At 70.9% G+C, this 11,977-nt stretch carries 4 protein-coding genes; 3 read left to right on the top strand and 1 reads right to left on the bottom strand.

What is annotated here, in order from left to right:
* Positions 1-557, top strand: a 557-nt coding sequence (locus D7V93_RS25910) for a hypothetical protein (RefSeq protein WP_341870964.1), incomplete at its 5' end; no start/stop codon positions are given.
* Positions 558-559: 2 nt separating this feature from the next.
* Here the strand turns inward: D7V93_RS25910 and D7V93_RS25905 are convergent.
* On the bottom strand, positions 560-1,723 hold the full coding sequence (locus D7V93_RS25905) for a lipase family alpha/beta hydrolase (protein ID WP_120645945.1): 1,164 nt from the start codon (positions 1,721-1,723) through the stop codon (positions 560-562).
* Positions 1,724-1,946: 223 nt separating this feature from the next.
* Here D7V93_RS25905 and D7V93_RS25900 point away from each other — a divergent pair, with 223 nt between their 5' ends.
* Together D7V93_RS25900 and D7V93_RS25895 are read left to right on the top strand one after the other, a co-directional pair.
* On the top strand, positions 1,947-2,774 hold the full coding sequence (locus tag D7V93_RS25900; RefSeq protein WP_120645944.1) for a mechanosensitive ion channel family protein: 828 nt from the start codon (positions 1,947-1,949) through the stop codon (positions 2,772-2,774).
* A 525-nt stretch (positions 2,775-3,299) separates the two neighbouring features.
* A partial coding sequence (locus tag D7V93_RS25895; RefSeq protein WP_120645943.1) for a non-ribosomal peptide synthetase occupies positions 3,300-11,977 on the top strand: 8,678 nt, incomplete at its 3' end.

Below are 11,977 nucleotides of genomic sequence, written 5' to 3'. Positions count from 1 at the left end.
CGCCCACCCTGCCCGTCGCGGACGGGGTCGATGCCGGGGCCCCCGTGGACGCGGGAGTGCTGGCCTCCACCGATGCGGGAGCGACGGCGGTGACGTGCTCCGCTCGCAAGCTGAGCCCCGTGCCGAAGCCGACCGCGAAGCCCCTGCCCCCGGCGGTGGCGTCCATGCGCGAGCGCATCATCGCGGCCGCGGTGGCCTGTGACTACGCGGCGCTCGCGAAGCTCGCGGACGAGAAGGGCCAGAGCGTGCGCTTCTCCTTCGGCCCCGACGAGGATCCGGCGGTCTACTGGCGCAGCGTGGAAGAGCACGAGACCACACCGCAGCCCGTGATGGCGCTGCTGGTCCAGGTGCTCAACCTGCCCTTCTACGAACAGGACAACCTCATCCTCTGGCCCACGGCCTTCCGCGAGGGCGCCACCGACGCGGACTTCCGGGCCCTGAAGGACCTCTATCCGCCCGGGGAGCTCCAGGCGATGCGCAAGGAGAAGACCTACCTGGGCCTGCGCGTCGGCATCTCCCTGGAGGGAGACTGGCAGCTCGCCGTCGCCGGGGACTGACGTCAGTCGCCGGTGAGGAACCGCGCGATGGCCTCCTGGACCTCCTCGTCGCCCATCATCTCCACATGGTCGGCCTTCGTCTCCAGCCGGTCCACGTGGAGGGGCTCCGGCGGCAGCGCCCGGGTCGCGAGCACCGAGCCGTCGCCGTCCGCGAGGATGGGATCCTCGAACGTGGGTTGGCCCTTGATGATCCGGAAGGACTTGATCAACGGATGCCCCACGCCCACCACCGCCAGGGTCCGGAAGGGCGGCGGCGGCCCGTCCTTCCCGGCCAGCGTCCTCGCGAACACGGCCCGCGCGTCCAGCATGCGCTCCAGCTGCTCGCGATACTCGGGCGCCGTGCGCAGACCCGCGTCCTGGAACACGCCCCACCCGCCTTCGACCCATGCCCCCGGCGCGTACGCGTCGAAGCTCACCGGCTGACCGCTCGCGTCCACGAAGAAGTCGCTCTCCGCGGGCAGCAGCTGGAACGCGGAGGCGAAGGTGAACAGCGCCTCCGGTGACAGCAGCGCCCGGTTGCGCCCCACCGGCGTGCCCAGCGTGAAGTCATCGAACATGCCCGGCGCCCCACGGAAGGGCGTGCCCAGGAACACCACGCGCTTCACGTGCCGCGCGCCCGCCCACGAGGGCTCGCCCGTGTCGTCGCCGGTGCCATAGCGCAGGCAGTGCAGCGTGACGAGCCCGCCCATGCTGTGCGCCACCAGGTTCACCTTCACGTTCCCCCCGCGGGCCGCGGCGAGCTCATCCAAGAGCGTGCACAACCGCTTCGCCGTCGTCCGGTTGTCCTGGCGCCAGTCGTAGTCGAAGACCACGAAGCCCGGCAGGTGCTCGCGCCCGAACTCCAGGAAGCCCTTGTAGACGTCGTAGCGCGCCACCCACGGCAGCACCGTGAAGCGCGTCACCGGCCCGTCGGACGTGAGCGCCCCGAAGCGCGGCGCGGAGCGCTGTCCGGGAAACGGCAGCGCCAGCGAGCGCTCCCCGCGCGACAGCACGTCGCCCACCGACACCCAGGCCCGGTCGCGCTCCGCGTCCTCCGTGGTGAGGAACGACCCCCGGTAGCCGTGGACGAACACCGTCACCTCGTCGCCCGTGGGTGGAGGTACCGAGACACGGGCGGCGGTGCAGGCGCTCAACAACATCAGGACCGGGAGGGAGGACAGGCGCATGGAGGCCCCGGTCTCGCTCAGCACCGCGGTTCACGCAAGGGCCTCCTCTGACGCGTCAACGGGGCCCGGTGGCGCGTCAGGGCCCGGGCTGACACGGCCCGGAGGTCCGGCGCGCCCTCCCCCTCCAGGGACCGCCCTTCAGGGTGGGGGGCTTGCCTGCCATGGCCTGCCCCGTGCAAAAAGCAAGGCGCGCCCCAGTCGGGGTCAAGGGAGTTCACGTAAAATGGATGCCATTGTCGTTCAGTTGAAGTCACTGGCGCTGACGGAAGCACTGCCGCTGCTGCTCAAGGCCGTGGGGGCGCTGGTCGTCTGGTTCCTGGGGCGCACGGTCATCGGTGGCTTCCGGAAGGTGCTGGACATGGGCCTCCAGCGTCGGCAGCTGGATGCCACGCTCATCCGCTACATCGGGTCGCTCTTCACGGGCTCCCTCACCCTGCTCCTGATGATCGGCATCCTGGGGCTGATGGGGGTGGAGACCACCTCCTTCGCCGCCCTGATCGCCGCGGCGGGCATCGCCATCGGCGCCGCGTGGGCCGGGCTGCTCGCCAACTTCGCCGCGGGTGTCTTCCTGCTCGTGCTGCGCCCCTTCCGCGTGGGAGAGGAGATCTCCGCCGCGGGCGTCGTCGGCGTCGTGCAGGAGATTGGCCTCTTCGCCACCACGCTCGACACGGGCGACAACCTGCGCATCTCCGTGGGCAACAACCAGTTGTTTGGCGGCAACATCATCAACTACAGCCACCACCCCCACCGCAAGCTGACCGTCAAGGTGCCCCTGGTCCACGGCGCCGCGGACCTCCGGCTGCTCATGCGGGCCTTCGTGGAGCGCGTGGCCGTGGTGCCCGACGTCCAGGAACAGCCCGCGCCCGCAGTGGAGGTGGCGGAGTTCACCCTCACCGGGCCCGTGCTGGCGGTGAGCGTCTATTGCAAGCCCACCCAGTTCAATCAGGTGCAGGCAGGCGTCTGCGAGGCGGTCGCGGAGATGCTCCAGGCCGCGGGCTACACCCTCCCCGCTGCCCAGACCTTCCCCTCGCCGTACGCGAAGGCTGGCTGAAGTCCCGGTATCAGCGTGCAGGACCGGCCCCTCCCGCCAGCGCTTCCAGCAGCGCATCGGCGGTGGAGGGGCCGTCGTGCATGAGCGTGTCCCAGGCTCGCCCCTGCTTCAGCGTGTGCTGAAACATGTCTCGGAGTGTGTTCGTGCTGTTTCAGCGAGCGCCCCAGGCCTGCCAGCTCACGGCCCACCCACAGCCTGTTTCCCCACCAATCAAGGGGGCGACCCGGGGGGCGGGTTTCCCTCGGGAGGACATCCGACGTCCTTCCCTCCGCACCTTCAGGGAACCAGCGCAATCCGGCAAATGCCCGAATTTATTCGGGCGGGCCTCAGGCCACCCCCATGACAGGCCGCTTGCCGCCGGAATAATCTCACCAGCGTGAATTTGACCCACCCTCGCGTCTCTCCCGGGAGAGCGGCGCAGGGCGTCAAACCGGCAAATGAAGCAGGTCGGAGTTCTCGCGAAACCCACCACGGGGCTGGGGGGCGTTCGCGCGCGATGGCGTTCCCGAGTGCGGAGTACATGAGATGAGCAACGAGCTGTCGAAGCGGATCGCGAACCTCTCCCCGGAAAAGCGCGCCGAGCTGCTGAAGAAGATGGCCGCGCAGAAGGCGGCGCCTGGCAACACGGTGCGCGGCCTCATCCCGGTCCAGGACCGTTCGCACCCGCTGCCGCTGTCGTTCGCGCAGCAGCGGCTCTGGTTCATCGATCAGCTCACGCCGGGCAGCCCGCTGTACAACGTGCCCATGGCGGTGCGCCTGGAGGGCGCGCTGGACGTGGCCCTGCTGGAGCGCGCGCTGCGCGAGGTGGTGCGCCGGCACGAGGTGCTGCGCACCACGTTCCGTGAAGACGCCTCCGGGCCCGTGCAGGTGGTCTCTCCGGAGCCGGTGTTCTCGCTGGAGCGGAGGGAGCTCACGGGCGCGACGCCAGACGAACCCTGGCGCGTGGCGCGCGAAGCGGCGGCCCGGCCCTTCGACCTGGCCCGGGGCCCGCTGCTGCGCGCGTTGTTGCTGACGTCCGGACCGAACGAACACCTGCTCGTGGTGGTGGTGCACCACATCGTCTCCGACGGCTGGTCGATGACGCTGCTGGTGCGTGAGGTGGCGCTGCTCTACGGCGCGTTCGCGAAGGGCCTGCCCGCGGCCCTGCCGGAGCCTGGCGTGCAGTACGCCGACTTCGGCGTGTGGCAGCGCGAGTGGCTCCAGGGCCCGCGCCTGGAGAAGCAGCTCGGTTACTGGAAGCAGCAGCTGGCCGGAGTGCCCTCCGCGCTGGAGGTGCCCACCGACCTGCCCCGCCCGGCGGCGCGCAGCGGTCGGGGTGCCCGGCACGAGCTGCACCTGTCGCGCGGGCTCATGGACGCACTGAAGGCGCTGGCGCAGCAGGAAGGCGCCTCGCTCTTCATGGTGCTGCTGACGGGCTGGCAGGTGTTGATGTCGCGGTACGCGGGCCAGGAGGACGTGACGGTGGGCACGCCGATGGCGGGCCGGACGCGCGGGGAGGTGGAGGGGCTCATCGGCCTGTTCGTCAACACGCAGGTGCTGCGCACGCAGGTGGAAGGCAGCGCGTCCTTCCGCGCGCTCCTGCGCCAGGTGCGGGAGACGGTGCTCGCGGCCCAGGAGCACCAGGAACTGCCCTTCGAGCGACTCGTGGAGGAGCTGCGTCCGGAGCGCACCCAGGGGCGCACGCCGTTCTTCCAGGTCATGCTCACGCTCCAGGCGTCCTTGCGCGGTGCGGCCACCGTGGAGGGCGTGAAGCTGGAGGCGCTGGAGCTCGACACGCACACGTCGAAGTTCGACCTGCTGCTCCAGGTGCTGGAGACGGAGCAGGGCCTCAAGGGCTTCCTCGAATACGACACCGACCTCTACACCGCGCCCACCGTGGCGCGCATGACCGAGCACCTGCGCGTGCTGCTGGAGGGGGCCGTCGCCCGTCCGCAGGAAGCAGTGGCGCGGCTGCCGCTGCTGACCGACGCCGAGCGTCAGCAGGTGCTGCTCGACTGGCAGCCTCCCCATCCCGCCGTGCTGCCGTGGAGCACGCAGCACGGCGCCTTCGAGGCCCAGGCGGACCTCACGCCGGACGCGGTCGCCGTCGTCTTCGGGGAGCAGTCGCTCACGTACGCGCAGCTGGAGGCCCAGGCCTCGCGGCTGGCACGGCACCTGCGCCGCCTGGGCGTGGGGACCGAGGTGCGCGTGGGCCTGTGCGTGGAGCGCTCGCTCGACATGCTGGTGGCGGTGCTCGCCGTGTTGAAGGCCGGAGGCACCTATGTGCCGTTGGATCCGGCGTTCCCGGCGGATCGCCTGGCGTACATGGTGGAGAGCAGCGGCATGCCGGTGCTGGTGTCGCAGCGCTCGCTGTCGTCCGTCCTGCCCCCGCACTCCGCCCGCGTGGTGCTGCTGGACGGGGACGCGGAGACCATCGCGGCGGAGGACGGCTCGCCCCTGCGCGAGGCCATGCCGCCGGAGGCCGTGGCTTACGTGCTCTACACGTCCGGCTCCACCGGGCGTCCCAAGGGCGTGCAGGTGCCGCACGGCGCGGTGGCGCGCTTCCTCGCCGCCCTGCGGGAGACGACGGGCCTGTCCGCCAAGGACGTGCTGGTGGCCGTCACGACGCTGTCCTTCGACATCGCGGTGTTGGAGCTGTTCCTGCCGCTGTCGGTGGGAGGCCGGGTCGTCATCGCGTCGCGCGACATCGCGGTGGACGGAGCGAGGCTCGCGGGCCTGCTCCAGCAGCGGGGCGCCACGGTGCTCCAGGCCACGCCCAGCACCTGGCGGCTCCTGCTGGAGGCGGGCTGGGAGGACCGGGGGCTGACGGCGCTCACCGGCGGCGAGGCCCTGCCGCGCGAGCTGGCCGAGGCGCTGCTCCAGCGCTGCGGCGTGCTGTGGAACGTGTATGGGCCCACGGAGACGACGGTGTGGTCCACCGCGCACGCGGTGCGGACGGGCGCGGGCAGCGTGCCCATTGGCCGGCCCATCTCCGGCACCCAGGTGTACGTGCTGGACAGCGGGCTGCGCCCCGTACCGCGCGGCGTGCCGGGCGAGCTGTTCATCGGCGGCGAGGGCGTGACGCGCGGCTACCTCCACCGGCCGGACCAGACGGCGGAGCGCTTCATCCCGGATGCATACGGCGGCGTGCCGGGCAGCCGCGTGTACCGCACCGGCGACCGCGTGCGCTGGGCCGCGGACGGGGTGCTGGAGTACCTCAACCGCGTCGACCACCAGGTGAAGCTGCGCGGCTACCGCATCGAGCTGGGTGAAATCGAAGCGGTGCTGGGCCAGGCGCCGGGCGTGCGCGACGCCGCCGTGGTGGTGCGAGGCAGCGCGGCCGACGCGCGCCTCGTGGCCTACGTGGTGCCCCGCCCCGGCCAGACGTTGGAGGCGCAGGCCCTGCGGTCGCTGATGAAGGAGCGGCTGCCCGACTACATGGTGCCGTCCGCGCTGGTGGTGCTGGACGCGATGCCGCTGACGCCCAACGGGAAGGTGGACCGCAAGGCCCTGCCCTCCCCGGACATGGCCATCGAGGCGGCGCGCGAGTTCGTCGCGCCCCGCACGCCGCTGGAGCAGCAGGTCGCGGAGCTCTACGCCTCGCTGCTGAACGTGCCGCGCGTGGGCGCCACCGACGGGTTCTTCGAGCTGGGCGGCCACTCGCTGCTCGCCACGCGGCTGACGTCGCGCCTGCGCACGACGTTCCAGGTGGACCTCCCCCTGCAGGCCCTGTTCGAGGCGCCCACGGTGGCGGCGCTCGCGGCGCGCATCGCGGCGTCGAGCCAGGATCCCGGTTTCGCCGCGCCGCCGCCCATCGTTCCGGTGCCGCGCACGCAGAAGCTGCCCACGTCCCTGGCGCAGCAGCGGATGTGGCTGCTGGAGCAGTTCGCGCCCGGCTCCGCGGCGTACAACATGCCGTTCTCGCTGCGGCTGACGGGAGCGCTGAGCCTGGAGGCCCTGCGCCGCGCGCTGGAGCTGGTGGTGCACCGGCACGAGGTGCTGCGCACGACCTTCCAGGCGGACGTGAACGAGCCCGTGCAGCTCATCGCACCGCCCGCGCCGCTGATGCTGTCGGTGGTGGACCTGCGCGCCCTCTCCCCGGAGCAGCGCGAGGCCGAGGTGAAGCGCCGCACCGAGGTGGAGGTGCGGCACCCGTTCGACCTGGCCGCGGGGCCGCTCTTGCGCGCGTCGGCGTTGGTCCTGGACACGCACGAGCACCTGGTGCTGCTCACGATCCACCACACCGTCTTCGACGGCTGGTCCATGAGCGTGCTGATGCGCGAGCTTTCGGAGGCCTATGGGGCCTTCGTCGCGGGGGCACAGCCCGTCCTGCCGGTGCTGCCGTTCCAGTACGCGGACTTCGCCGCGTGGCAGCGCCAGTGGCTGTCGGGCGAGGAGCTGGAGCGACAGGTCACCTGGTGGCGCCAGCAGTTTGACGGAGCGCCGCCCCTGCTGGAGCTGCCCACGGACCGTCCGCGCGTGCAGCGCGAGTCGCCTCCGGGCGCGCTGTTGCCGGTCGCGCTGCCGCTGGAGTTGACCCGGGCCGTGGAGGCCTTCTGCGTGCGCGAGGGCCTCACGCCCTTCATGTTCCTGCTCGCCGCGTTCCAGGTGTTGCTCGGACGCTACGCGGGGCAGGACGACGTGAGCGTCGGTTCCGCCGTGGCGGGCCGCAACGACGCCGAGATGGAGGGGCTGCTGGGCCTGTTCATCAACACGCTCGTGCTTCGCACGCGGATGGACGGCGAGCCCACCGTCCGGGAGTTGCTGGGCCGCGTTCGCACGACGGCGCTGGGAGTGCTCGCCCACCAGCACCTGCCCTTCGAACAGATCCAGCCGATGCGCGACATGCGCCAGTCGCCGATGTTCAACGTCGAGTTCCTCATGCAGAACATCCCGGCGGTGGACCTCTCGCTGGCGGGCGTGAAGGTGCAGTTGGAGGAGCGCATGGGCGCCTCCGCCAAGTTCGACCTGACGCTCTCCCTCAGCCGCAAGGAGGAGGGCTTCACGGGCGAGCTGGAGTACGCCACCGACCTCTTCGACACCTCCACCGTCACGCGGATGATGCGGCACCTGAGGCTGCTCGTGGAGGGCTTCGTGGCCACTCCGGACCGCCGCGTGTCCTCGCTGCCGCTGCTCGCGGAGGATGAGCGCCAGCAGGTGCTCGTGGAATGGAATGCGACGCACGAGCCTCTCCCGGAGGCGTTCGTGCACGTGCTCTTCGAGGCCCAGGCGCGCCGCGTGCCGGACGCGCTGGCGGTCGTGGCCCCGGGAGAAGCGCGACTGACGTACGGCGAGCTGGACGCGCAGGCGAACCAACTGGCGCACCACCTGCGAAGCCTGGGCGTGGGCCCCGAGGTCCTGGTGGGCGTGTGCCTGGAGCGCACGCCTCGCTTGCTGGTGGCGCTGCTGGGCATCCTCAAGGCAGGCGGCGCCTACGTGCCCCTGGACCCGTCCTACCCGGCGGACCGCCTGGCGATGATGGTGTCCGAGTCGCGCATGTCGCTGCTGCTGACGCAGCAGTCGCTGGAGGGCACGGTGGAGGCCCCAGGCCTCCCGCGCTACCTGCTGGACGCGGAGGCCCCCGCACGCGCGGGCCTGTCCACCGAGGCCCCGGCCCGGACGGCGCAGCCGGAGAACCTGGCGTACGTCGTCTTCACCTCGGGTTCGACGGGAAAGCCCAAGGGCGTGATGGTGGCGCACCGCAGCTGGGCGAACGCGTACCTGGGCTGGGAGCGAAGCTACGCGCTGAAGGAGCAGTGCCGAAACCACCTGCAGATGGCGAGCTTCTCCTTCGACGTCTTCGGAGGCGACTTGTCCCGAGCGCTGTGCTCGGGCGGCAAGCTGGTGCTCTGCCCGCGCGAGTGGCTGCTGGAGCCCCAGAAGCTGCATGCGTTGATGGAAGCCGAGGACGTCGACTGCGTGGAGTTCGTCCCGGCGGTGCTGCGAGGACTGTTGCAGTACCTGGAGGAGACAGGCCAGCGACTGGAGTCGATGAAGCTCATCACCGCCGGCTCCGACGCCTGGTACGTGAATGAGTACCTGCGCGTCCGGGAGGTGATTGGAAAGAAGACACGCCTCATCAACTCCTACGGCATCAGCGAAACCACCATCGACAGCACGTGGTTCGAAAGCGATGCCCTGGAGGCAGGAGACAATCGGCTGCTACCGATTGGGAAGCCCTTCGCGAACGTGCGGACCTACGTACTGGACGCGGCGCTGCGGCCGGTGCCCGTGGGCGTGGCGAGCGAGCTGTACATCGGCGGCGAAGGCGTGACGCGAGGCTACTGCCACCGTCCGGAATTGACAGCGGAGCGCTTCGTGCCCGACCCCTATGGGGCACCGGGCTCGCGGCTGTACCGCTCGGGAGACAGGGCGCGGTACCTGGCGGACGGGAACATCGAGTTCCTGGGACGCGCGGACACGCAGGTGAAGCTGCGCGGCTTCCGCGTGGAGCTGGGCGAAATCGAGTCGGTGCTGGGCAAGCACCCGGCGGTGCGCACGGCGGTGGTGCTGCTGCGGGAGGACCCACGCCGCCTCATCGCGTACGTGGTGGCGCCCGAGGACACGACCAGCGTGCAGCTGCGCGACTTCCTGCGCGAACAACTGCCCGAGTACATGGTGCCGGCGGCCTTCGTGGTGATGGACGCGCTGCCGCTGACGCCCAACGGGAAGGTGGACCGCAAGGCCCTGCGGACGCCGGACGGGGCGCAGGAGGCGGCGCACTTCGTGGCCCCGCGCACGCCGACTGAGGAGTTGCTGGCGCAGGTGTGGGCGCAGGTGCTGGGCGTGACCAGGGTGGGGGCGGAGGACAACTTCTTCGACCTGGGCGGGCACTCGCTGCTGGCGACGCAGGCGATGTCACGGGTGAGGAGTGCCTTTGGCGTGGAGTTGCCACTGCGCGCGCTCTTCGAGGCGCCCACTGTCGCCAAGCTCGCCGAGCGGGTGCAGCAGGCCAGCACCGCGGCACGCCTGCCGCCCCTCACCCGGACGCGGGCGGAGGGCCCCCAGCCCCTGTCCTTCGCGCAGCAGCGCCTGTGGTTCCTGGATCAGCTCGCGCCCGATGACGCGTCGTACAACCTCCCCGCCGCACTGCGCCTCTCGGGGCGCCTGGACGTGGAGGCCCTGCGCCGCGCCTTCGAGGCGCTCGTCCAGCGTCACGAGGCCCTGCGCACCACCTTCTTCGAGAAGGAAGGCCAGCCCTTCCAGCGCATCCACGCGCCGTCCACCTGGGCCCTCCCGGTTGAAGACTTGTCCGCTCTGGATGCAGCCGCGAGCGAAGCGGAGACGGTGCGGCTCGCCACGCGCGAAGCCCGTCAGCCCTTCCACCTCGTCCACGGGCCGCTGCTGCGCACCTCACTGCTGCGGCTCTCGGAGGAGACGCACGTCCTGCTGGTGACGATGCACCACATCGTCTCCGACGCCTGGTCCATGGGCGTGCTCGTGAAGGAGTTGGCCGCAGGCTACGCGGCCTTCAGCGAGGGCAAGGAGCCCTCACTCCCGCCGCTGCCCGTGCAGTACGCGGACTTCGCCGCGTGGCAGCGCGACTGGCTCCAGGGAGAAGTGCTGGAGACGCAGCTGGGCTACTGGAAGCACCAGCTCGCCGGAGCACCCTCGGCGCTGGAGCTGCCCACGGACCGGCCCCGTCCGCCCGTGCAGTCCCGACGCGGCGCCACGGTGCCGGTGAACATCCCCGCGGCCCTCACCGCCTCTCTGCGGGGCCTTGCCCAGCGCGAGGGCGCCACGCCCTTCATGCTGCTGCTGTCCGCGTTCCAGCTGTTGCTGTCGCGCTACTCCGCCCAGGACGACGTCTCCGTGGGCTCCCCCATCGCGGGACGCACGCACGCGGAGGCCGAAGGCCTCATTGGCTTCTTCGTCAACACGCTGGTGTTGCGAGCGCGCCTCAAGCCGGAGGACTCCTTCCGCGAGTTGCTGGCCCAGGTACGCGGCACGGCGCTCGCGGCCTATGAGCACCAGCACGTCCCCTTCGAGAAGCTGGTGGAAATCCTCCAGCCCTCACGCGACTTGAGCCGCACTCCCCTCTTCCAGGTGATGTTCGTCCTGCAGAACGCGCCCGCCGAAGCGCTGCGCGTGCCCGGCCTCTCCTTCCAGCCCGTCCCGTTGGAGGGCAACTCCGCGCGCTTCGACCTGGCGCTGACACTCTTCGAGGTGCCCCAGGGCCTCACCGGCTTCCTTGAGTACAGCAGTGACCTCTTCGACGCCGCCACCGTCCAGCGATTGATGAGCCACTACGGTGTCCTGCTCGAGGCCATCGCCAGGCAGCCGGATGCCTCCATCGCCTCGCTGCCCCTGCTAACTGCGATGGAGCAGCAGCAGTTGCTTGTCGAGTGGAACGCCACGAACGTCGAGTTCCCGAGCGACACCTGCATCCACCATGTCGTCGCGGAGCAGGCTCGCCGCGCGCCTGACGCCGTGGCCGTGCACATGGGCGAGCGCAGCGTCACCTACGCGGGCCTCGATGCCTGGGCCCACCAGCTTGCCGCGCAGCTCCATGCCGCCGGTGTCTCGCGCGGCGACCGCGTGGCCGTCCTCGCGGAGCGCTCCCCTGAATTGGTGGCCGGCCTGCTGGCCACCCTCAAGGTGGGCGCGGCGTACGTGCCCATCTCCCCGGGAGTTCCGCCCGAGCGGCTCACCTTCATGCTGGAAGACAGCGCCGCCTCCGTCCTCCTCACCCAGCAGCATCTGCGCGCTTCGCTGCCTGCGCTCTCCGCGCGCATCTTCTCGCTGGAGACGGATGTCACGGCGCCGATGGGGCCGTTGCTCGTGACGCCCGTGGGCGCGGAAGACCTGGCCTACGTCATCTACACCTCGGGAAGCACCGGCCGTCCCAAGGGCGTCGCCGTGCACCACCGTGGGTTGATGAACCTCGTCGCGTGGCACCAGCGCACCTATTCCCTGGCGCCTTCGGACAGGACGGCCCTCACCGCGGGCGTCGCCTTCGATGCCTCCACCTGGGAGGTGTGGCCCTCGCTGGCCTCCGGCGCGAGCCTCGTCGTGCCTCCGGACGCCGTGCGCGCCGAGCCCTCCCAACTGCTGCGCTGGTTGGCCACGGAAGCCATCACCACCTGCTTCATGCCGACGCCCCTGGCGGAGGCCGTGTTGCGCGAAGAGTGGCCAAAGCCCATGGCCCTGCGCGCCCTGCTGACGGGCGGCGACGCCCTGCACCACGGCCCTCCCGCCTCGGTGCCCGCCACCCTCTTCAACCA

The sequence above is a fragment of the Corallococcus llansteffanensis genome (assembly GCF_003612055.1).
GTDB lineage: Bacteria > Myxococcota > Myxococcia > Myxococcales > Myxococcaceae > Corallococcus > Corallococcus llansteffanensis.
The sequence above is the reverse complement of the archived record's forward strand: the minus strand, read 5'-3'. Positions and strand labels throughout refer to the sequence as shown.

Coding starts and splice junctions, on each gene's coding strand:
- D7V93_RS25900 (WP_120645944.1), top strand. CDS start 1,947: ATGGATGCCATTGTCGTTCAGTTGAAGTCACTGGCGCTGACGGAAGCA.
- D7V93_RS25905 (WP_120645945.1), bottom strand. CDS start 1,723: ATGCGCCTGTCCTCCCTCCCGGTCCTGATGTTGTTGAGCGCCTGCACC.